The organism is Motilimonas cestriensis (assembly GCF_021295315.1).
Lineage (GTDB): Bacteria > Pseudomonadota > Gammaproteobacteria > Enterobacterales > CBDFNC01 > Motilimonas > Motilimonas cestriensis.
This window is the reverse complement of record NZ_JAIMJA010000005.1, coordinates 117,355-139,084: the sequence shown is the minus strand read 5'-3', so window position 1 is coordinate 139,084 and position 21,730 is coordinate 117,355. Positions and strand designations below refer to the sequence as shown.

The window sequence follows — 21,730 nt, the reverse complement described above, 5'->3', positions numbered from 1 at the left end:
TTGAATAACATATGATTATCAACCTAGAAGCTTTTTTGCTTGCAATAACAATATTGACCCTAACTCCGGGGTTAGACACGGCACTTGTCATACGTAATACCAGTCGCGCAGGGGTAACCGCGGGATACATGACAAGTCTAGGAATATGCTTCGGTTTATTTGTCCATGCTACCTTTTCAGCTATCGGGATTTCGGCCATATTAATGCAATCAGCAGAGTTATTTCAGCTCATCAAGTGGGCTGGTGCCGCCTATTTAATTTGGCTCGGCCTCAGTAGCTTTAAGTCGCTGTTACAAGGTCAAAAAAATACAATTCATTTGCAACAAGTAAAGACGCCTTTAAAACACCAAAAAGCTTTCCGTGAAGGCTTTTTATCAAATGTATTAAACCCAAAAACCGGTATTTTCTATTTAGCGTTTCTACCCCAATTTATTAATCCTGAATACTCACCATTGTTGCAATCATTGCTGATGGCAGGCATTCATTTCATTATCGCAATGATTTGGCAATGTGGCTTAGCTAGCACACTCAATAAGGCAAAAAACTTACTACAAAGCCGGGCTTTTTTAGCTTGGATGGAAGGAATAACGGGCACAGTGTTACTCCTTTTAGGGGTAAAATTACTGCTTGAAGAATGACAAAGCCTTAACTTATCTACCTAAGTGTTGATCAATTAACTCGGCGAGTTTTTCATTAAGATGGCTTTCAAATTCATCTAATTCTTTACCAAATAATGATAGGTATTTACACGCTTGTTGATAGGTTAAATTCTTGGTTGCAAGTTGATACTGAGTCTCTGGCAAGGATTTATCGTAACGTGGCACGATTAACCAATGGACAAAGTCACGGTCTATTTCCGTAAACGCTTGCTCAGCAAAGCGGCAAAACTCCTCGATATAATTTTTTCCATCAGGCCCTAAACAACCAGGCTCTACGCGGCATAAAACCGTTAGTTTTTTTTCATCTGGCAACACTTGATTTTGGCTCATTCATTAACAACTTCAGCACAATAATATTCCAAGTGTAGGTTATCTAGCCCATCAGTTAAAGCTGATATTGTTCAGAACATCGCCAGTGAGCGGTGGGCTTATATAGATAAGAGAGCAACTTGTGAACAAAATTCATAGTAATCAAATAAACAATGTGACCAAGCTCTTAACCTACTACTTAAGCGTTAGATTTAATGCCTTAATCGGGAATAATATGATTAGAAGTTTACTATTAATTGATTTATTTTTTTGGAGAACAAGCATGAATTTTAAACGCTCAATAGTCGCAACCTTGGTCTGCGCATCACTGGCAGCATGTGGCGGATCAGGTAGCTCAAGCGTTGTAGACCCCACTCCTGCCCCAAGCCCTGAAGTAACGCCCGCACCAGTAACAACCAGCCTAACAGCAAAAGCCGCTGACGGTTACTTAATTGGGGCTAATGCCTGTTTAGACTTAAATAACAATAAAGAATGTGATGCCGGTGAGCCTTCAGCGACAACTGGCAACAATGGTGAGTTTACGATTGAAGGCGTCACTCAAGCGCAAATTGATTCAGCTGGCATAGTCGTCGAAATCATCAAAGACGTGACCATCGACAAAGATAACCCAAACGTTAAATTAGCGAAAAGCTATAAATTAACGGCACCTGCTGGCTCTGATTTTATCAGCCCAATCAGTACATTAATACAAAATGAAATAGATAAAGGTAGTTCACTAAAAGTGGCTCAAGAAGCCGTTAAAGAAAAGCTAGGTACAACTCAAGATATAACCAAGGACTATATTGAAGGCAAAGAGTCCACAGAATTAAGTGCACAAGACAAAGCAGAATTCGCCAGCTTACACCGCATTGCCCAGGTAACGGCCAAGGTTATCGCAAATAACACCGATACGCTAAAACAAGTCGCGCAAGACAATCAAATATCGGTAGAAAAGCTAACTTCTCTGATCATCGAAGAAGTGAATAAAGCACTAAAAAACATAGTGCAAAAAGTTGAAATGGCTGAAGACAGCGACGAAGACTTTGACAGTGATAGTCTTGCCAAAGAAATAGATGACGAGCACATCGACCTTAACGACGATAATGTTGGTGATAAAGTTAAAGAAAATGAAGCTGCAAAAGTGGCTACCGCCGCTAACTTAGGCGAGCTGATCAAAAATGAGGGTATTCATTGGTTCTCGGGTGAAAAACACCCTAATCAAGCCGTAGAGCTGGACTATGGTAAGTTAAAACTGGAAGCGAATGGCACCGTAATACAGATGGAATACAACCTTAATGACGCTATGGATGGCTTTGAGCTGAACCAAAAAGCGCAGGATGAAGCTAACCTACAACGTATGTTAACCGCTGACGGTTGGGTTGCAGAGGATGACACCATTGTCAGTGTTACCATTAATGAAGATGGCTCAATTGAACTTGTTACCAAGACGCCAGCGTTGAATGAGAAAGTGTCTGCTAAGCAGGTTGATATTAGTGAACTCAATATAGCAACGGTGATGAGTAAGGTCAGTGGTAATGGCGCGTGGGCTAAAGTGTTACCAAAAGACAAAACGTTCCCATCTAACACCATGGCTTACCAACTTAAATCAGAGAAAACCTTAACGAGTTATTTTGGCTTTAATGCCGGTGACTGGTGTGATGAAAATAGAAAAACCGCACTTAATGGTATGTGTAATGGGGTTGAATCCCAAGGCGTGTGGGCCGAAAAATTAGATAGCTTTATGGTTGAGACCGAAGCTAACCGTGATGGATCTAAGGATAACAGTAATCTGTTCCCTATGATGGGCACCTCAAATGGCGGTATCTTGGTGGAGATGGTAAAAGGTGGCAAACTCAACTTCTACAAAACCAACTGGAGTGATGGCATTTTAACTAAAGTAGGCTCTGGCACATGGCGAGATATTACGGTTTACGGCCAAGCCTTACGTGAACTAACCCTGCCGGGTACCATCGCCAGTCGCGATGATCTCACGTGGAACAATTTCAGCTCTGAAGATCATAAAGCCTATTTTGCCGTTGTCGAAGGCTATGTTCGTAATATTTGGAAAATCATTCCAGATCAAGTAGATGGGGAATATGTATTTAATCAAGCCACTCAAGAACTGATCCTGAGTCAATTTGATTATAAATACTATCACCCAACAACATTAGCCAGCTGTTTAGCTAGCCTACCTGACAATGGCTACCAACTTAAAGTAGGTGACGTATTTACCTATAAAGCGCAGAAACAAAAAACGAATGAAACTAGCGTTACGCAATACAACGAAAGATTCGAACTCGTTAGCCAGACTGCTTCGTGGCCGCACAATGACAACAAGGTAACCGGACTTCCGCAATGGATAACTGATACAGCCGGAAAGCTTGAGCTAACACTTTGGTCAGGCCAGACTTTAGATGGGAAAAGTGTGGGCTACGAAGAAAACTACAGCAAAGGGTCTGTTTATTACGGACATGAAGGTGTAGATAGCCAAGGCGAGTTTGCGAACTGGGGAGCGGCAAAAGTTGCACCAATAGCACTGGTAGGCCAAGATAAAATGAAGCTAAACCAGACAAATGATTACAGCTTTGCTACCTTCAATATCGTTGATCTTTATAACGCAGCGCCTGACAGCTCCTTTGAAGAACTGAGCCAAAAAGAATTTGAGTTCAGTGAAACTTACCAAGGTAAATACACGGTTAACGTACCCGCTGGTAGCTTTGATACTTGTAAAGTAATCAGTAAAGCCAAAGAAAAAGGCTCCTCGTTGGCAGCGGATAGCGATATCATCTGGCGTAACAACCGCGGTATGGTGATGCAAGAACAAAACAACCCTTCTTGGGCACCGGTTTACAACCGCCAAGCAACGTCATTGCCTAACTAATTCCACTGTTTCATCAATTAAAATGCCGTCCTAGTGACGGCATTTTTATATCACTCATCTACTGTTTAGGCTTATTTTTCTCTTCAATCCACTGCGACATATATTGTGTACTTTTCATACTGTGATGACGCAACATCGCGCCAGTAAAATTAGCTAAGCGGTGCTCTGGCAAGTTAGCTTGTAGTGCATTAATACGCGCAATTAGCCTCTTACCTAACTCGCTAGCGTCATACACTTGCTCAAGTAATGGCTGGCAGGCATCTTGGGCTTGCTGCCAAAACGCTTCATCTTGATATAAGGCGACCGCAGCCGCTATCAACTCATCATCGTTATTGGCAATCAAACCCGGCCAAGGCATGCCGTTGGTCATACCTTCCGCGCCAATATCTGTGGTCACACTCGGCGTGCCCATTTGCATAGCATCAATGAATTTACCTTTAATACCGGCGCCAAAACGCAGCGGTGCAAGGCACACTCGCGCTTTTGCCATCACAGCAAAGGCATCATCGGCCCAGCCTTTTACTAAAAAACCCGCCTTCGGGTTATTAAGTGCGGTGGCTTTTGGCGGTGGGTAAGAGCCATAAATATGCAGCTGTGCATCTGGACATTGCTTGCGAATCGCAGGCCAAATTTGGCTTAACACTAATACCGCGTCCCAGTTAGGGGCATGCCGAAAGTTGCCAATACTAATAAAGTGCTGGCGCTCGTTAAAACCAAGCCGAGGTTGCGATGTGGTTTTTGGCTCAATCATAAACGGCAGATGATGCAGTAGTGCGCTGGGCACCTTAAACGTCTCCGCCAATAGCGTCATTTCATAACTAGAGATAATCAAAGACAAGTCACAGCGGTAAATGGCCGCGATTTCACGCTTAGCCAGATCGGAATGTAGGTCTTGCGGCATCAACTCGCGTTGCTTTTTCACCGCTTCATGGCGTGCATTACGTAAGCACTGTAAATCTTCGGTATCTAAAATGCGCAGCGCGTTAGGGCAGTTTTTTTCCACCCGCCAGCCAAATTGCTCCTCCATCATAAAGCGGTCAAACATCACCATGTCAGGTTGCAATTCACTAATAAACGCATCAAACGAGCTGCAATTTAAGGCAATGCTTTCGCTGGCAATATCTTCTTCGGCTAAATCAACCATGTGTTCGCTGCGCTGCGCGGGACTCGCAAACGTAACTTGCCAGCCTTGACGTTTAAATAAACGCAGCAGCGACATCATGTGGCTGCCAGCCGCTGACGAATTTGGCTCAGGCCAAACATAACCAATCACTAAAATTTGTTGCATCTGTTACTACTCTCTTAAAGTGGATTGATTAAATCGACCATCAACTGCACGCTGCGATTACCACGAAACTCATTAATATCAAGGCGATAAGCTATTTCAGCCCAACGCACCATAGGGTTAGGCCAAAGGGCTAGATCTACATTAAATGCAATAGCATCAATGGCCACGCCACCCGCTTCTGGCTCCAGCACCAGTTTTAAATGCTTTTGCCCCACTAACCGCTGCTGCAATAGCTTAAATTTGCCATCAAACAAAGGCTCTGGAAAAGCTTGCCCCCAAGGACCGGCAAATTTAAGTAATTGAGCCAATTCTAAATTGAAGGCCTGTGGCGCCAGTGGGCCATCACTTAATAAGCTACCTTGTAGCACCGAGGGACTAATATGCTGATCGATAACTTGATTAAGTTTGGCTTTAAAGTCCGCAAAATGAGCAAGGGGCAATGATAATCCCGCCGCCATGGCATGGCCGCCAAATTTATGGATCAAGCCAGGGTTTTGCGTATCAACCTGATCCAACATATCACGCATGTGAATACCGGGAATTGAACGCGCCGAGCCTTTAATCTCTCCTTCACCCGCACTGGCAAAGGCAAGGGTTGGTCGATAGTAGCGCTCTTTAATACGCGATGCCACTAAACCGATCACCCCTTGATGCCAGTCTTCTTGATATAAGCAAATTGCCGTTGGAATATCGGACTCATCCAGCTCAATTTTTTGCAGGCTATTGATTGCTTCTTGTTGCATGCCCGTTTCTATCTCGCGGCGTTCTCGGTTTAGCGTGTCTAGCTCAACTGCTAGGCTGCGCGCTTGAGGTAAATCATCACACAATAATAGTGACACACCTAAGCTCATCTCATCTAAACGGCCTGCGGCGTTAATACGTGGTCCCAATGCAAATCCTAGATCTGACGCCACTAACTGCTGCTGGTTTTTACCCGCCACTTCAATCAACGCTTGAATACCCGGACGACAGCGCCCTGCGCGAATGCGACCAATACCTTGATGAACCAGAATACGATTATTCGCGTCAAGGGGCACTACGTCCGCAACCGTGCCTAAGGCAACAATATCTAACAAGCAAGCCAAGTTAGGCGGTGTACCATGAAAACCATCACGCTGACTGATGTACTGGCGCAGCGCCAGCATCAAGTAAAACGCGACCCCAACCCCAGCCAAATTTTTGCTCGGGAAGCCACAGCCATGTTGATTGGGGTTGACGATGGCATCGGCATTGGGTAATTCTAAACCCGGTAAATGATGATCGGTAACCACTACTTGTAAGCCCAGAGCTTTAGCTGCACTCACCCCTTGAATACTGGAAATACCATTATCAACCGTGACAATCATGGCCGCGCCCATGTCAGCGGCTAGTTGCACGGTTTCAGGACTTAAACCATAGCCATAATCAAAACGATTCGGCACTAAGAAATCAACGTTAGTACAGCCCAACATCTTTAATGCCAATACACACAATGCCGTACTGGTGGCACCATCGGCATCAAAATCACCCACGATGATAATACGCTGCTTAGCATTGATGGCCTGATATAAAAGCTCGCACGCTCTGTCTATACCCATAATGTCCTTAGGCGTAAACAAGGCGCTCGCAGCCATGTTCAACTCACTCGCATCTTTAATGCCCCGATTAGCATAAATCTGCTTTAGCACGGGGTGAAGTTCATCAGGTAAAAAGCTAGCGTCTACTGGATCGCGGCGCTGAATACTAAGCTTAGGCATGAATTTAAAGGGCTCTTGAATAAAAACTAAAAGGCGACCGAAGTCGCCTTATTTAAGTCACAATAAAATGGTTTTATTGGGTTGCTGTCGTTGTCTCTGTCGCCGCGTTGGCTAATTCTTTCGCGGCCATTTGCTCAAGTAAAGCTGATAAGCGATCCGCTGGTACATATCCTGGCTGCATGGTGCCATCCGATAACACCATGGCTGGAGTACCATTTACACCAAACATACCGCCCAATTCATATTGTTTTAACACATTATTGTCACATGTCTTAGCAGGGATATCTTCACGATTTTTCGCTGCATTCATCGAAGCACGTTGATCCTCAGAACACCAAATAGACACCATGTCACGATAAGTTTGTGAACGCTCACCACCACGTGGGAATGCAAGATATCTAATTGTAATCCCTGCTTTATTGTAATCAGCCATTTCATGATGTAATTTTTGACAGTAACCGCAGTCGGTATCAGTGAAGACGGTAACCACAAACTTTTCGTCCTTCGCAGGGTAAACAATCATGTCTTTTTCAAACGCTTTAAGCTGCTCTGCGCGCAACTTGGCTAGGGATTGCTCAGTTAAGTTAGTGACTTCTGTGTTGACCACTTCAAACAGGTTACCAAACAATAAATATCGACCTGTTGGGTTACTGTAAATAACGCCGCGATCCGTTTTCACTTCATACATACTTGGAATAATACTGCGCTCCAAGCTGAAGGGCTTGACTTCGATAGTCGCTAATTGCTCGCGGATCATCTCAAAGTGTTGTGATTGCTCACGAGCAGCCTCTAAGTCAGGGTGTTCGGCTTTTAATGCGCGCAGCTCAGTGGTGAGATCGCTATTTTTTTGATTTTGCTCATTCAGTGCTTGCTCTAATTGCGCAACACGTTGCTCAGCAGAACTGAGCTGAGCTTGTAAAGCCTTGGTCTGACCATCCGTAGTCTCTGCCATAACATGGGCGTTTAATCCGCCAATTAATGCTACCGCAATCAAGGTTTTCTTCCACATAACAACTCCAAATACTGGTTGATTTAGTTTAAGAGCCTTCATGGCCATTAAACAAAAAATGGGTATCGCACAATTATGCACAACAAGATAAAAAGCCCAAGTAGTTTATTCCTGTTTGTTGCTGCCAACATTATCACATCATGCTCTTGGGTGATGAGTTTCATGTAAGCTTTTTAAGCGTTCGCCTGCGACATGGGTATAAATTTGCGTGGTAGAAAGATCGCTATGACCGAGTAATAATTGTACTACGCGTAAATCGGCACCATGGTTTAATAAATGAGTCGCAAAGGCATGGCGCAAAGTATGAGGCGAAAGATGGGTACTAATACACGCCACTTTTGCGTAATGTTTGATCCGATGCCAAAAAGTTTGCCGCGTCATAAATTGCGCCCGCGTACTCGGAAACACCACATCTGAGCTGGTTTCTTTTAATAAGCTGGCTCTGGCTTCATTAAAAAATCGCTCTAGCCAATACACCGCTTCCTCGCCCATCGGTACTAAGCGCTCTTTATTTCCTTTACCGACAATGCGCACCACACCTTGGCGCAAACTGACTCGGTCGGTACTTAAATTAACCAACTCAGACACTCGTAGTCCAGTGGCATAAAGCAGCTCTAACATGGCTTTATCACGCAGGCCTATCGCCTCTGATAGTTCCGGCGCCATTAATAGCGCGTCAACTTCTGACTCGGTTAAATCGGCTGGTAAGTATTTGGGTAATTTAGGATTCACAATCAGCGCGGTCGGGTCGTCTTCACGCAGCTTTTCGCGGCATAAATACTGGTAAAACCGCCTTACTGCACTTAACAAACGCGCGCTCGAAGTGGCTTTATAACCTGCGTCTTGGCGCACAGTTAAATAGTCTTGAATGTCACTACGTTGTAATGTCAGCAAAGCGTGGCCAGTTTGATCGCACCACAATGCCAAGTGGTTTAAATCATGACGATATGAGGAGGTAGTGTTATCACTTAACCCGCGCTCTAACCACATAGCATCTAAAAAATCGTCTATTAATGAGGACATAATCACGCTGTTATCATTGAATGAGTCAAGATTCTAATCCAGATACTCCTCAATACAAAGTTAGTCGGCTCGATACCCTCGCCTCCGCGGCCTTTTCCTTGTTAGAATGCGGCTCATATTAACAGGGGGGGTAAAAATGAAAATTGGCTTGTTTTATGGTTCTACAACTTGTTACACCGAAATCGCGGCAGAAAAAATTCGCGATGCCATCGGTGAGGAGCTGGTTGATCTTTTTAATATAAAAGAAACCCCACTGAGCAAAACCCAAGATTACGACGTGCTAATTTTAGGTATTTCCACTTGGGATTACGGCGAGCTGCAAGAAGACTGGGCTGAGCTTTGGCAACAGTTAAATGGCCTGACAGTGCAAGGCAAAATTATTGCGTTATATGGTATGGGCGACCAAGAAGGCTACAGCCAATGGTTTCAAGATGCCCTCGGCATGCTGCATGATGAGCTTCTGCCACAAGGCCCAACTTTTATCGGTTACACCAGTGTTGACGGCTATGAATTTGAAGCCTCCAAAGCACTCACTGCAGACGGCAGTCAATTTGTCGGCCTCGCTTTAGATGAAGATAACCAATACGATTTATCCGACGAGCGTATTCAAAACTGGGCAATTCAAGTACTCACTGAAATTCAGCAACAGTTATAGTCTGCTTTACTCGCTTTAAGTCACCTGACTAAAGCGAGCCTCCTCTTTACTTGAAAAATCTTCGAGCCAGCTCCTGTTTTGATGACTTCTTTGTTAGCTATGAATCACTTAAACGTTATGATTCGGACTCAAACTAGGATTGAGAGATATTTTCAAGGAAGAGCCATGGCTTACCGACTGTCAAAAATACAACATTTATTGCTATTAACCACCTTACTTATCGCGAGCATGTTGATACACAACACAGCCCAAGGCGCTGTCTATAAATGCCAAGTAGGCGGTAAAACCGTTTATCAATCCTCGACCTGTTTTAAAGGTAAACAAACGGTGTTAAAGCCGACCAAACATGACACCGGATTACATGCCTCTTGGTTTTCACGGCCACCACTGCTGCCCGATACCGCCATATGCAGCGGTGACATATGTCGATGTGGCGATCAAACACTGCCTTTAAGTGCCGATAGCCAAGCCAATGTTGAAAAATCTCTCTCAGGTTTAATCAACGACTGGCAACAACACCAGAAGCTCTACCAAGTCTACCTAAAACTGCCGGTTGAAGAGCAAAAAATATCAAACCAAAGAGCCAATATCGCCGATACCGCCTGTATGATCGCCATGCATCAAACGTTACTCAATCAATCCTACCTTGAGGTCATCAATCCAAAAGTAACAGCCCCCCTCACGGAAGCACAATTAAACGCCAAGTTAGCTGAACTTTGTTCACAAGGATTAGATGATGATATGCCTTTAAATGAAGCTGAGCAGCTCTTTAACCAATGTGTCGCCGATGAAAAACGCGACAACGACCGCCTAATTGAACAGCAAGCAGCTAGTAATAACGCGCCGAAATTTCCAACTCAAGTCGCGACATTAAAGTTAAAAAATCCTTATGAAATTGAATAAATTAACAATAAAAAAATTAAACTCAGCATTATTATGCCTAGTACCCTTAACACTGCTCGTTTCCTATCCCGCCCTTAGTGCGGTATATAAATGCCAAGTAGGCGGTAAAACCATATACCAATCAACGGGCTGTTTAGAAGGGAAGGAAATTCAGCTTAAATCTTCGCAACATGCAACAGGTTTACACGCCTCTTGGTTTAAGCGACCTGCGCTGCAACAGGCAACAGCCTTATGTGGCGCACAATCTTGCCAATGTGGTGATGTACTCATTAAAAACCAAAGTGAGCCCAAATACACCTTAATGAATGCCCTTGCAGGTTTACCTGAAAAGTGGCGCTTTTATCATCAAGAATATCAACGTTATCAAGACATGGAAAATAGAGACAGCTTTCCGGCGCTAAAAAGCAATTTGGCAGACTCTGCGTGTCGGATCGCCATTAACCAAGCCGTGATAGAAAAGTACTACAGCTCAGTAATGAGCCAAACCAAAACGCAATATGAAACAGCAAAAGCCGAATATGATGAGATAAATAGTAAATGTGTTAAGCCCGATGAGACGGGGTGGACCCAAAGTGACGCAGCAAAAGAGTATGTGAAGTGCAGCAAAGCCAATATGAAGGCACAAAATAAAGCGAATAAAAAATACAGGAATCAAGGTTGGTATAAATCGCTGGCGGCTGACGCCGACATACTCAAACAACCTAACCCTTATTGACAAACGAAGACCAGCGCGCCTTGCGAGAGGCGCACTGGCATATACCACTTAAAGGCGAAGGAGAAGAATTACAACCTAGCCCTACAGCCTGAAGTTATGAGCGCGACAGGGTAGCCTGACAAGGCGCTTTTTTAAACGCCAATAAAGCAATTGCCAACGCAACAGCGGTAGGCAATACCCAAGCAAGTCCTTTATCGAATAGCGGTAAGAAGTTAAAGGTATGCATATCTAAGCCAGTCACTTTTAAACCATCCAACACGCCAAACATTAGTGCAACGGTTAACACAAACTTATATGACAAGCCTTTGTTGCCCAATTTCTCTTGCATTAGTGTTAAAGCGATAAGCGCGATCGCCACAGGATACACTGCAAACAACACGGGAATCGACAAGCTTATAAGCTGAGTTAAACCTACGTTCGTCACCAAGGCGCAAACAACACAGTTAATTAATACCAAATAGGTGTAGTTCCAATTCGGCTTCAACTTGGTTAAAAACGCCGTCATTGCACTGACCAAGCCAACAGCGGTGGTTAAGCAAGCCATCATCACCACAGCCGCTAGCGCATAAGCGCCTTGCTCTTCAAACATGCCAAACACATAAATAGTCAAAATATCTGACCCTGACTTAGCACCTTCAGCCACCACTTGACTCGTTGCGCCTAAGTAAAATAGGGAAATATAAACAAAAGCCAAACCCGCCGCAGCGATACAACCTGCAATGATTAAGTATTTGTAAATATAAGACTTCTCTGTCACACCCTTGCTGGTTAATACATTAACAATCAACATACCAAACACCAGCGCACCAAAGGTATCCATGGTGTTGTAGCCTTCCAAAAAACCTTTAACAAATGCATCGTTGGCATAGTCTGCATTAGGTACACCCAGTTCACCTAACGGAGCAGTAAAGACAGCAACAGCCAGCGCTAATAGCAATAATACCAAAAGAGGAGTGATAAATTTTCCTACATAATCAAGTAACTTGCCCGGTTTGATCGACAGCCAAGCCACTAAGGCAAAAAATACCACAGAAAATGAGGCTAAGTAGTCTTGCTCAATAAAGGGTTTTACGCCGATTTCATAAGCAACTAAACCTGTACGAGGCGTAGCGAAACTAGGGCCAATAATGATATACACAGATAACGCTAACGTGGTTGCTAACGAAGCAGGTAAATATTTAGCCATGGTGCTAATCCCCCCACCCGCTTTTGCCACCGCAATCAGGGTGAGTAAAGGTAAGCCAACTGCAGTGGCTAAAAAGCCCAGCATCGCCGGGACCATTTCTGCACCCGCATGGGCGCCGGCTAAAGGAGGGAAAATAATATTGCCCGCCCCGAGAAAAAAGGCAAACGTCATGAGCCCTAGACTGAGTATATCTAGGCTACTTAACCTGTTATTCATCTTGTTGTGTTCCTATTTTTTATAATAAATTAGTCAATCACAAGCCAATGTGCATAAAAACCACGCAATGAGGTTTACACAGCTATAAAAACTAATATTGATATAGGTGACAGGATAAAGAAAGAAGCCACAGGTTCAAGTATGCAGATACATATAGATGAAATAAAATATACTTCAGATCAAACTTTTCCAATATAAAAGCTATAAATACTACATTTTAAGATAGTAGTCCCTAGTCAGCTGGATGAAATCAGCAGAATAACCACCTTGATCATTGTGAACTAATAACTGAGATAAGCGTGATTCTTTCGTCTGCTTAGATAAACTGAGCAACATGCGATGAGGTGGACTATTTTTCTTAGTCAGCACATCAACGCGATGCAGCAAATGCAGGCCAACGCTTTTAGCCGTCTCGATATAATCCAGCGCGACATCAAAAGGCAACACCAAATCACAGCGACCAGTTGCCGATAAAAGTTGTGCAACAGCCTGCATTAATTCTTGTTTGTTTAAACTGCCGGTATGGCGCGCTTTTGCTCTGGCTTGGTCGGGAAAATCTTGCCCAGCCGGAAAATACGGCGGGTTAGAAACAATCAGGTCGAACGACTGCTGATGCTGCGCCTGTTTCGCAAACGTCTGCAGCGTTTCACACCGCACCTCAACTTTATGAGGCCAAGGGCTATTAGCGACATTTATTTTGGCTTGCGCAGCCGCGTTAGAGTCTATTTCAATAGCGACAATGTGACTGTCAGACTGCGCTTTCTGTGCCAGTTGTAAGGCAATCAGTCCACTTCCGGTGCCAATATCTAAGATTCGACCCGCCGGCCCTACCTCAGACCAAGCGCCCAACAAAATACCATCAGTCCCTACTTTCATTGCACATAAGTCATGTTCAATGTGAAATTGTTTGAAAGTGAATCCGCGACTTTTAGCCATTTTGCTTGCTCCTATAAAAATTTCGCTACAATCTAGCAAAGCTATTAAACAACCACTAACTTGTCATACCCAAGTACAGCGAGATCCTCTATAATCCCCCTCCAATTTAGTTACACTGGAAATTACTATGTCTTTTGCCGATCTTGAGTTAGATCCCCTACTCGTCGATGCCTTAACCAGCATGGGTCTCGACAAGCCAACGACCATCCAACAAGAAGCCATTCCCCATGCGTTGGATGGCCGCGATCTAATGGCAAGTTCACCCACTGGTACCGGCAAAACGTTAGCGTTTTTATTACCCGCTATCGAGCACATGCTAAACTTCCCAAGACGCAAACCTGGCTCTCCTCGTGTTTTGATCCTAACGCCAACGCGCGAGTTAGCGGTACAAATTCAAGTAGAAGCCACTAAGCTGTGTAAAGATACCAGCCTTAAAGTCGGTGCGATCATCGGCGGTATCAGCTACCAAACTCAAGAAGAAGTGTTAACTAAAAACATGGATTTAGTGGTCGCCACCCCCGGGCGCTTAATGGAATACATCGAGCAAGAAGCTTTTGATTGCCGCGAAATCGAAATACTTACCTTAGATGAAGCTGACCGCATGCTCGACATGGGCTTTATCAGCACCATGGAGCGCATCGCCGAAGAGGCGCGCTGGCGCAAACAAACCTTCTTGTTCTCAGCAACTTTAGAAGGCAAAGGGCTGCGTCAATTTGCCGAGAAAATCTTAAAAGAGCCCGTCAGTATCGAATCTGCAGCGCCGCGCAGCGAACGAGCAAAAATTATTCAATGGGTTCACTTAGCTGACAACATTAACCATAAATTTGAACTGCTAAAAGCAACCTTAAAGAAAGAAGAAGTACAACACGCTATTGTGTTTGTTAAAACGCGTGATCGCTTAACTGAGCTGGTAACTAAATTAGAAGAAGCGGGCATAAAGTGTTGCTTCTTACGTGGTGAAATGGAGCAATCAAAACGCACCACTGCCATCATGCGTTTTAAAACCGGCAAGGTAAATGTACTGGTCGCGACCGATGTTGCCGCACGCGGTATAGATGTGCCTGAAATTAGCCATGTGATTAACTATGACATGCCGCGCACTGCCGATATTTACTTACACCGTATTGGTCGCACCGCTCGTGGTGGTCGCAAGGGCACCGCAATTTCGTTAATTGAAGCCCATGATGTAGAAATGCTCGCAAAAGTTGAGCGTTACATGAAAGAGCCAATTAAACGCCGTGTTATTGAAGGTTTACGTCCTAATAATAAAGAAGCCGCAGTGCCAGCGAAGAAAAAACGCTTACCGCTAAAAGTGGATACGAAAAAAACCGGCGTTAAAGTAAAAAGTAAATCGAAAAAAGACAAAGGCAAGCCCAACTGGGCTAAAAAAGCAGCCAAATCAGAAAAGTAGCCTTTAGCACTCACTCTTACAACGAGCCACAGTGTAAGAGTGAGTTAAATTTGATGTAAAGCTACTGTTTTTTAAACAAAAATAAATCCGATATCCAGCCAATTTTAACTATTTAGTACTAAACTATGAGTTAACTTAGGTCATATTCGGAGCACTGTATGCTATCAGTGGATGATTACTTTTCCCCGACATCGGTCGACCTTGATCTCGACACCCTTTGGCAAAATATTGCTGATAATTACCTGACTGAAGAACACCATTTAGTAAAACAACTGCAATATTATGCCAGCATCAGTAGCTGGGAAATGTCTAAAACCACCCATTTAGCTGCCACTATCGTAGGTAAAATTAGAGCTGATCACCACCACACCAATCTCACCGAAGCTTTTTTACAGGAGTACCACCTTAGTAGTCAGGAAGGGATGATGCTGATGTGTTTAGCTGAAGCCTTAATGCGCATTCCCGATCCAGAAACGGCTGATGCCTTAATTAGAGATAAGCTTACTCACTCTGACTGGTCATCACATTTACAGCACTCCGATTCTTTTCTAGTTAATGCTTCTACTTGGGGGTTATTGCTGACCGGCCGGATCACGCCATTAGACAACCCACCACAAAGTGTTAAGCAAACCATTAAGTCTTTAGTAAGTAGCCTCACGGAGCCCATTGTTCGCAAAGCCCTAAATCATGCAATGCGGTTAATGGCTCATCAATTCGTCATGGGACAAAATATTACTAATGCCCTGCAACAGGGCCTTAAATATGCAAATGACTCACGCTTTCGTAATAAACCACATTTAAATTTCGATATGCTCGGTGAGACAGCCATTACCAGTGAAGCTGCGCAGCATTGTTTGGGTACGTATATTCAAGGGATCCACCATATAGCGAAGCACAACCAACAAAACCAACGTCAAGATTCACTTTCAATAAAGCTTTCAGCATTACATCCCCGATTCGCGCCTAGCCAATCTCAGCGAGTATTAACCGAACTAAAAGATAACTTATTACAGCTACTCGCGCTGGCAAAAAACCTCAATGTTGCGGTCACTTTAGATGCCGAAGAGTCAGAGCGGCTTGATTTATCACTGCAGGTATTTAAGGAAGTATTCCAAACCACGAATTTAATGGGTTGGGGCCAGCTAGGTGTCGCAGTACAAGCCTACTCAAAACGCGCCTTAAGCGTACTCGCCTGGTTGACAGCGCTAGCCAAAAAACACCATACCCCGATTCAAATCAGGCTGGTAAAAGGGGCTTATTGGGACAGCGAAATCAAAAATAGTCAGCACTTAGGATTGGTAAACTATCCCGTGTTTACCAGCAAGCCAGCGACTGATATCAACTACCTTTGCTGCGCAAGATATTTGTTATCGGGCCATGTTCGACCTCACTTACAGGCGCAATTTGCTACTCACAACGCGCATACAGTGGCCGCAATCGAAGTCATGGCCAATGGCCAAGATATCGAGTTTCAAAAGCTCCTCGGCATGGGAGAAGCACTTTACCACCACCACCCTCAACCTCATTTGCGCGTTTATGCCCCTGTCGGTAGTTATCAAAGACTGCTACCCTATTTGGTTCGTCGCTTATTAGAAAATAGTGCTAATAGCTCATTTTTAAGTGCCATAGCCAATAAAAACGTACCGATGAGTGAGCTGATTGAACACCCGGTTGACCAGTATTTTGCCTCCCATCACACCAGCCACTCAGGCTTTCCCCTCCCCGCGGATATATTTGGCTCTGTACGAAAAAATAGTGTCGGCATTAACTTTGCCTGCAGCCGCACACTGGCTCATTGGCAACAACGTATCGCGCCCTACTTTGATGAGCAATACATTAGTGGCCCGATCATTGACGGTGAAGCGGTATTTCTTAACGCTGAAGGCGATATCCACCTCGCCGGTCGAACTCACAAGGAAGTAGTAAAACCCTACCAACTTGATGAGGTGATCGGTAAACAAATTGAGGCTTCGCAGGAAGATATTAACCAGTCCTGTACGGTAGCATTGAATGGCTTTCACCTTTGGTCACAAACCAGCATTGAACTGCGGGCGAGCTTACTTAACAAGCTTGCGGACAAACTTGAATTACAGGCTCCTAAATTAACGGCAATGTGTATGATGGAAGCCGGAAAAACGCTATTTGATGCTCACAATGAGTTAAGAAAAGCAGTTGATTACTGTCGCTACTATGCCTCTCAGGGCTTGTCGCTATTTCACCAAGTACCAGTATCCATGCCCTCTTTAACGCCCATTCACTGGCGTAGAAAAGGCCAAGGGGTTTGGGTATGTATTAGTCCATGTAGCGCACCGCTCGACCTTTTTGTCGGTCAAATTTGCGCCGCCTTGGTCTGTGGCAATACCGTCATCGCCAAACCCGCACCACAATCAAGCCTAATTGCCTACCAGGTAATCAAATTGATGCTGAGCATAGGTTTCCCACCTTATGCCATTCAACTATTGTCCGGTGCTGATACTGTGGCTGAACAACTCACGCAACAGGCTAACTTAGCCGGAATAGCGGTAACGGGTCGCCTAACAACAGCGCAAAATATTCAACAAGCTTGTTATAGAAGTGCAGCCCCCTTTGCGAAACTGATTGCTGAAACCTCAGGGGTAAACTGTATGCTAGTGGACAGCACAGCTCTTCATGTGCAAGTAGTGAAAGATGCACTCAGGTCTGCTTTTTCCGCAGCAGGACAGCGTTGCTCGTCCTTACGGATCTTGTGTGTGCAGGATGATGTTGCCGATTCGATTATCAAGCAGCTATCCGACGCCATGATAGAGCTTGCAGTTGGTAACCCCGAGCAAATTCATCAAGATATAGGCCCAATCATAAACAAAGAAACGTGGCTGCAACTGCAACAATACTTGAACCACTTAAATAACAATGCCCGTTTAATACGGCAAACGCCATTGCATCACGACTTAAACGGCTACTTCATCGCGCCATCCCTTTATGAAATCGAACAAATAAGCGATATTAGGGGCGAAAGTTTTGGCCCCATCCTACATGTGTTACGTTATGAAAAACACCAGTTACCTAATTTGATAAGACAAATTAACCAAATGGGACATGCGCGAACCTGTGCGATCTATAGCCGTAATCAAACCACCATTAACCAATTAGTCAGCCAATTACAAATGGGCAATATTTATGTCAACAACTGCCAAACAGATGCCGCAATTGGCTGTCAACCATTTGGTGGAAAAGGTTTATCTGGTACAGGCCCTAAATCAGGTGGACCCACTTACTTAACTGCATTTAGTCAATTGGAGCCCTATTAATGTCTGATCCTTGGCAAGCGGCATTCGCACAATTTCAAATTTGGGGAAAATACCCTCAAAATCAGAGGGATCATGTATTGCGCAGTTGGATCAGTGAACTGCCAAGTCACATTGAGCATCTCAAGCTATCCAGCGAAGCACAACAAGCCATCGATGAAATATGCCTGTGCGGTGAGTATTTTTGCACTTTAGCCGAGCTAAATTTCAACATGCAAACATTAACAGGCATTACTGGCGAACGAAATGAGCTGCATTTTCACGGCAAGGGTATCTTTACCGTGGGCGAGCTAGACCAGACAAAACCGTCATTATGCAATTTTACTCGGCTAATCAACTTAACCGTGGCAGCGTTGTTATGTGGTAACAGCGTGCTATTGCACTACATTCACCCACTTGAAAAATGGCAAAAATGCTTACTTATTTCATTATCTAAATCGCTGCCCAATGACTTATTACAACTAACAAGTCGCTTAGACTGGCTACAGATGAACCGACACAGCCGTTTAACTGGCGTTGCTTTTATTGAGCACTCGAAGCCAAATGAAACAGCGCAGTTTCGCCGCTTACTCAGCCAACGGACAGGCCCCATCATCTGCCAAGTCAGTGTTTCCCACCAAGCCAGCTTAGAGCAGGTTTTTCATCCAGAATGTTTATTGCCGTTTATCAGTGAAACCTGCATTAGCCAAAATTGCACCGCCATTGGCGGTAATATAGAGTTGTTAAGTCGTTAATTTATTATGGTTCCTGATTTTGAACTAAATTAATCCATTAAACGTAAAACCGACGCTTAAGTATGTTTTATTTACTCAAAGGAAGCTAAATTAAGCGTATTCACACTATTTTAAACCCGTCTCGGATAACAAGGATCGACTCCCATGTTTAGCAAAAGAATGCTTGCCACAAAAACGACCATCACCTTGGCTATTTTGACTGCATTTCATTTACCCCAAGCCATGGCTCGACCCCTTGCCAGTGAAGCAGGCTGGGGCTTAACCCTCAATATCAATGGTGGCTTTAGTCAATCAACATCACAAATGAAAACCGATGACGACAATGAAGTCACGTCCGATCTAAACAACTCTGGTCAGCAAGTTAATTCTGCCATTGTCTTTCCTCTGGCTCGGCTTTCTTATACCTTTGATGATTTAAAAACGCAGTTGTTTGCGGGTAATAGTTTAGAAAACGTGTCTCAAGGTCAATTCCAATTGGAATTAGGTGGCACCCATCAATTTGCCGATAACAGCAAACTTACCCTCGCTTGGTTCCCAAAATTGCCTAGCTTTAGTAAAACTTGGCAAGACCCCTATCGAGTCAATCAAGTTCGAAACAAGACTGACCAAGACTCGCAAGGTGTAAGGATGGCATGGGAAAACATTGGTGGCAGTTTATTTAGCTTTAAATACGGTTTCGCAAAAAATCAATTGGATGAAGAAACCAGTGGCACAGCGCTCGCCTTAACTAACGAACAGAGGCGTTTACTCGATAGAAATGCAAACTATCACCGCGTAACTTTAGACATGCTAATACCACTGGGCAGTGGCTTATTTTTTGAGCCTGCACTCACTTATACTTTAGGCGATGCAACAGGACAAGCAATGCGCTACGACGAATACGGTACACGTTTGAGCCTAGTTAAAACAATGGATAAACACCGCATTACGGGTAATGCGTTTTATAGTCAAGCTAAGTATGATGCCAGCAATCCTGTTTTTAACCGTAACCGCCAAGATAATAAATGGGGGCTATTCGCTTTTTATAGCTATAAAGCCCCATTTGGTTGGCAAGATGCTAGCTTCACTTTATTTGGCGCTTGGGCTAATACCGACTCAAATATTCAGTTCTATGAATCAGAGATGCTCAGTGTTGCAGCAGGCATGGCTTACACGTTTTAAAACTCACAGCTACACTTATACCCAATCAACTTGAAGATGCATGTTTCAGAGCGCCACCGTGTTTTCAATACTAGGCACGCTAATGCAGGAATGTAGGCACCTTTTAAATTAGCGTAACAACGTAGTGGAAACACGGTGGCGCTCCCAAAGGGCAAGCTTTACAGTCGTTTATGCCGCGTTATTGATTTTGATAAGGGGAAAGCCATTACCTGCAATCAATGCCTTGCCTAAACGCCTGTAAATTCTTGCTGAAATCAAGCATCTCCAGGTTGATTGGGTATAGTCATTACAAGCTGACGTATTCCGTCAGCTTTTAGCGAAATCGAAACTATTCGGTAAGCTTAAGGCGCAGCCTAAAGCAACACCCGGTTAAATGCGTTGGCACCATTAACTGAATGTCGCCCTGATGCCACAGTGCAACCTTGTGTGCAATCGCTAAGCCTAAACCATAATTGCCTTGCTCTCGGCTGCGGCTGGCCTCTAATCGCACAAAAGGCTTAAACACACTTTGCCATTTTTCAGGTGGGATCCCGGGACCATCATCTTCCACTTCAATCACCCAATACCCCTCTTCTACCGTGACCCTAAGTTCAAGTTGATGTTTTGCAAATCGCACTCCATTGGAGAGGATGTTTAATAGGGCACGACTCAACCAAACTTTATCGGCATAGACTAACTGTTGCTGAGTTTTAATAATAAAACGAATGTCTTTTCCTTGTTGCTTGGCAAGCATTTGTGCCTGCCTTTGAATATCAATTAACAAGCTATCTATTCGTTGCTGTTTTATCGCGAGCTTACCCTTTCGTTTGTCCAAACTAGAATAATCCAAAAAGGCACTGACCATTTGCTCCATTTGCTCAAGATCACGCTCCATTCTTAAAAGCACCAGATCCTTTTCTTTGGCTTCTTCAGCATCGAGCGCAGCTTCTACGCCAAAACGTAAACACGCTAACGGCGTACGTAAATCATGAGATAAGCCACTTGCTAGCATGCGGTTCTCCGCAATCAAGGCTTCAATCTGCTGAGCCATCCGGTTAAAGCTTTCTTCAAGCCAATGGATATAAGAGAAACGGCTGGCAGGAATACGACTGTCTAGCTGCCCTTTGCCAAATTCTGTGGCCATTTTATGGATCAAGCTTAATCGCCTAGTCAAAGGAAATAGCCAAAGCGCCATCAACAGCCCTGCGCCAAGATAAAAAGCTAAGGTTAGCCACAAGTCAAGAGGGGAAGCGTTGTCAGCCTCAGGCAAATCAAGATAGAGCTGATATTGCGGATGAGAAGCTAACGACTTAACCAAATACGGGCGACTATCAGACTCTAACAACAAGCCACCAGGTGCCAATAGTTGCGGTTGTAACTCTTGGGGTAATGCTAGCTCATCAACATGGTGCATCGACAACGGTAAGTTAAAAGCGCGATGCCACTCGGGTACTTTTAATTGTAACTGCGACAAAGTTAGTGTTGCACTTTGCTGAGCGAAGCCTTCCATTAATTGAAAATAAAGCGCGTATTCCGTTTGTTTAACCTGAGAGTCGTCGGCGGCTTCAAATTGATCTAGCATCCAGCCAAGAAAAAATAAGGATGTTAGCGCCATAATTACAATGCTGAGGTATAAGCGACGCAT

Annotated in this window: 17 protein-coding genes; 9 read left to right on the top strand and 8 right to left on the bottom strand. The window is 44.2% G+C overall.

Annotated features, from left to right (window positions below):
• Nucleotides 1-11 precede the first annotated feature (11 nt).
• The gene (locus tag K6Y31_RS06670; RefSeq protein WP_233052029.1) at nt 12-638 is read left to right on the top strand and encodes a LysE family translocator; all 627 of its coding nucleotides are present in this window, start codon (nt 12-14) and stop codon (nt 636-638) included.
• A 12-nt stretch (nt 639-650) separates the two neighbouring features.
• Here K6Y31_RS06670 and K6Y31_RS06665 read toward each other — a convergent pair whose 3' ends face one another.
• A complete protein-coding gene (locus K6Y31_RS06665; RefSeq protein WP_233052028.1) occupies nt 651-989 on the bottom strand; it encodes a hypothetical protein in 339 nt (112 codons plus the stop codon).
• Nucleotides 990-1,251: 262 nt separating this feature from the next.
• Here K6Y31_RS06665 and K6Y31_RS06660 point away from each other — a divergent pair, with 262 nt between their 5' ends.
• Complete coding sequence (locus K6Y31_RS06660; RefSeq protein ID WP_233052027.1) at nt 1,252-3,849, top strand: hypothetical protein; 2,598 nt, start codon at nt 1,252-1,254, stop codon at nt 3,847-3,849.
• 58 nt (nt 3,850-3,907) lie between these two features.
• Here K6Y31_RS06660 and K6Y31_RS06655 read toward each other — a convergent pair whose 3' ends face one another.
• The 4 genes from K6Y31_RS06655 to xerD all read right to left on the bottom strand — a co-directional run bounded on the left by K6Y31_RS06655 (nt 3,908) and on the right by xerD (nt 8,905).
• On the bottom strand, nt 3,908-5,137 hold the full coding sequence (locus K6Y31_RS06655; RefSeq protein ID WP_233052026.1) for a glycosyltransferase: 1,230 nt from the start codon (nt 5,135-5,137) through the stop codon (nt 3,908-3,910).
• Between the two features lie 14 nt (nt 5,138-5,151).
• Entirely contained in the window at nt 5,152-6,873 is a 1,722-nt protein-coding gene (gene recJ, locus K6Y31_RS06650; protein ID WP_233052025.1) for a single-stranded-DNA-specific exonuclease RecJ, read from the bottom strand.
• A 73-nt stretch (nt 6,874-6,946) separates the two neighbouring features.
• Nucleotides 6,947-7,882 (bottom strand): bifunctional protein-disulfide isomerase/oxidoreductase DsbC, encoded by a 936-nt coding sequence (gene dsbC, locus K6Y31_RS06645; RefSeq protein ID WP_232801892.1) that lies wholly within the window; start codon nt 7,880-7,882, stop codon nt 6,947-6,949.
• Between the two features lie 138 nt (nt 7,883-8,020).
• The gene (gene xerD, locus K6Y31_RS06640) at nt 8,021-8,905 is read right to left on the bottom strand and encodes a site-specific tyrosine recombinase XerD (RefSeq protein WP_233052024.1); all 885 of its coding nucleotides are present in this window, start codon (nt 8,903-8,905) and stop codon (nt 8,021-8,023) included.
• 136 nt (nt 8,906-9,041) lie between these two features.
• Here xerD and fldB point away from each other — a divergent pair, with 136 nt between their 5' ends.
• The 3 genes from fldB to K6Y31_RS06625 all read left to right on the top strand — a co-directional run bounded on the left by fldB (nt 9,042) and on the right by K6Y31_RS06625 (nt 11,178).
• Nucleotides 9,042-9,560, top strand: a complete 519-nt coding sequence (gene fldB, locus K6Y31_RS06635) for a flavodoxin FldB (RefSeq protein ID WP_233052023.1) — start codon at nt 9,042-9,044, stop codon at nt 9,558-9,560.
• Between the two features lie 165 nt (nt 9,561-9,725).
• Nucleotides 9,726-10,463: a hypothetical protein gene (locus K6Y31_RS06630; protein ID WP_233052022.1), complete on the top strand. Its 738-nt coding sequence runs from the start codon at nt 9,726-9,728 to the stop codon at nt 10,461-10,463.
• Nucleotides 10,450-11,178 carry a hypothetical protein gene (locus K6Y31_RS06625; RefSeq protein ID WP_233052021.1) on the top strand — a complete coding sequence of 243 codons (729 nt, stop codon included), beginning with the start codon at nt 10,450-10,452 and terminating at the stop codon, nt 11,176-11,178. Before K6Y31_RS06630 ends, K6Y31_RS06625 begins: the two co-directional genes overlap by 14 nt.
• 94 nt (nt 11,179-11,272) lie before the next feature.
• On the opposite strand, the gene brnQ is transcribed toward K6Y31_RS06625, so the two are convergent.
• Nucleotides 11,273-12,580 carry a branched-chain amino acid transport system II carrier protein gene (gene brnQ, locus K6Y31_RS06620; protein WP_233052020.1) on the bottom strand — a complete coding sequence of 436 codons (1,308 nt, stop codon included), beginning with the start codon at nt 12,578-12,580 and terminating at the stop codon, nt 11,273-11,275.
• Between the two features lie 210 nt (nt 12,581-12,790).
• Nucleotides 12,791-13,516 (bottom strand): tRNA1(Val) (adenine(37)-N6)-methyltransferase, encoded by a 726-nt coding sequence (locus K6Y31_RS06615; protein WP_233052019.1) that lies wholly within the window; start codon nt 13,514-13,516, stop codon nt 12,791-12,793.
• A gap of 127 nt (nt 13,517-13,643) precedes the next feature.
• Here K6Y31_RS06615 and srmB point away from each other — a divergent pair, with 127 nt between their 5' ends.
• The 4 genes from srmB (at nt 13,644) to K6Y31_RS06595 (ending at nt 20,106) form a co-directional block, all read left to right on the top strand.
• Nucleotides 13,644-14,927: an ATP-dependent RNA helicase SrmB gene (gene srmB / locus K6Y31_RS06610; RefSeq protein WP_233052018.1), complete on the top strand. Its 1,284-nt coding sequence runs from the start codon at nt 13,644-13,646 to the stop codon at nt 14,925-14,927.
• Nucleotides 14,928-15,085: 158 nt separating this feature from the next.
• On the top strand, nt 15,086-18,214 hold the full coding sequence (putA, locus tag K6Y31_RS06605; protein WP_233052017.1) for a bifunctional proline dehydrogenase/L-glutamate gamma-semialdehyde dehydrogenase PutA: 3,129 nt from the start codon (nt 15,086-15,088) through the stop codon (nt 18,212-18,214).
• Nucleotides 18,214-18,945, top strand: a complete 732-nt coding sequence (locus K6Y31_RS06600) for an aldehyde dehydrogenase family protein (RefSeq protein ID WP_233052016.1) — start codon at nt 18,214-18,216, stop codon at nt 18,943-18,945. Before putA ends, K6Y31_RS06600 begins: the two co-directional genes overlap by 1 nt.
• Nucleotides 18,946-19,089: 144 nt before the next feature.
• Nucleotides 19,090-20,106, top strand: coding sequence for a DUF2860 domain-containing protein (locus K6Y31_RS06595; RefSeq protein ID WP_233052015.1), 1,017 nt, complete (start codon nt 19,090-19,092; stop codon nt 20,104-20,106).
• A 328-nt stretch (nt 20,107-20,434) separates the two neighbouring features.
• Here the strand turns inward: K6Y31_RS06595 and K6Y31_RS06590 are convergent, their stop codons facing one another.
• Complete coding sequence (locus K6Y31_RS06590; protein WP_233052014.1) at nt 20,435-21,730, bottom strand: ATP-binding protein; 1,296 nt, start codon at nt 21,728-21,730, stop codon at nt 20,435-20,437.

Excerpts from the sequence above, each read along its gene's own strand:
- K6Y31_RS06670 (WP_233052029.1), top strand. The coding sequence starts at position 12 with ATGATTATCAACCTAGAAGCTTTTTTGCTTGCAATAACAATATTGACC.
- K6Y31_RS06665 (WP_233052028.1), bottom strand. The coding sequence starts at position 989 with ATGAGCCAAAATCAAGTGTTGCCAGATGAAAAAAAACTAACGGTTTTA.
- K6Y31_RS06660 (WP_233052027.1), top strand. The coding sequence starts at position 1,252 with ATGAATTTTAAACGCTCAATAGTCGCAACCTTGGTCTGCGCATCACTG.
- K6Y31_RS06655 (WP_233052026.1), bottom strand. The coding sequence starts at position 5,137 with ATGCAACAAATTTTAGTGATTGGTTATGTTTGGCCTGAGCCAAATTCG.
- recJ (WP_233052025.1), bottom strand. The coding sequence starts at position 6,873 with ATGCCTAAGCTTAGTATTCAGCGCCGCGATCCAGTAGACGCTAGCTTT.
- dsbC (WP_232801892.1), bottom strand. The coding sequence starts at position 7,882 with ATGTGGAAGAAAACCTTGATTGCGGTAGCATTAATTGGCGGATTAAAC.
- xerD (WP_233052024.1), bottom strand. The coding sequence starts at position 8,905 with ATGTCCTCATTAATAGACGATTTTTTAGATGCTATGTGGTTAGAGCGC.
- fldB (WP_233052023.1), top strand. The coding sequence starts at position 9,042 with ATGAAAATTGGCTTGTTTTATGGTTCTACAACTTGTTACACCGAAATC.
- K6Y31_RS06630 (WP_233052022.1), top strand. The coding sequence starts at position 9,726 with ATGGCTTACCGACTGTCAAAAATACAACATTTATTGCTATTAACCACC.
- K6Y31_RS06625 (WP_233052021.1), top strand. The coding sequence starts at position 10,450 with ATGAAATTGAATAAATTAACAATAAAAAAATTAAACTCAGCATTATTA.
- brnQ (WP_233052020.1), bottom strand. The coding sequence starts at position 12,580 with ATGAATAACAGGTTAAGTAGCCTAGATATACTCAGTCTAGGGCTCATG.
- K6Y31_RS06615 (WP_233052019.1), bottom strand. The coding sequence starts at position 13,516 with ATGGCTAAAAGTCGCGGATTCACTTTCAAACAATTTCACATTGAACAT.
- srmB (WP_233052018.1), top strand. The coding sequence starts at position 13,644 with ATGTCTTTTGCCGATCTTGAGTTAGATCCCCTACTCGTCGATGCCTTA.
- putA (WP_233052017.1), top strand. The coding sequence starts at position 15,086 with ATGCTATCAGTGGATGATTACTTTTCCCCGACATCGGTCGACCTTGAT.
- K6Y31_RS06600 (WP_233052016.1), top strand. The coding sequence starts at position 18,214 with ATGTCTGATCCTTGGCAAGCGGCATTCGCACAATTTCAAATTTGGGGA.
- K6Y31_RS06595 (WP_233052015.1), top strand. The coding sequence starts at position 19,090 with ATGTTTAGCAAAAGAATGCTTGCCACAAAAACGACCATCACCTTGGCT.
- K6Y31_RS06590 (WP_233052014.1), bottom strand. The coding sequence starts at position 21,730 with ATGCGTCGCTTATACCTCAGCATTGTAATTATGGCGCTAACATCCTTA.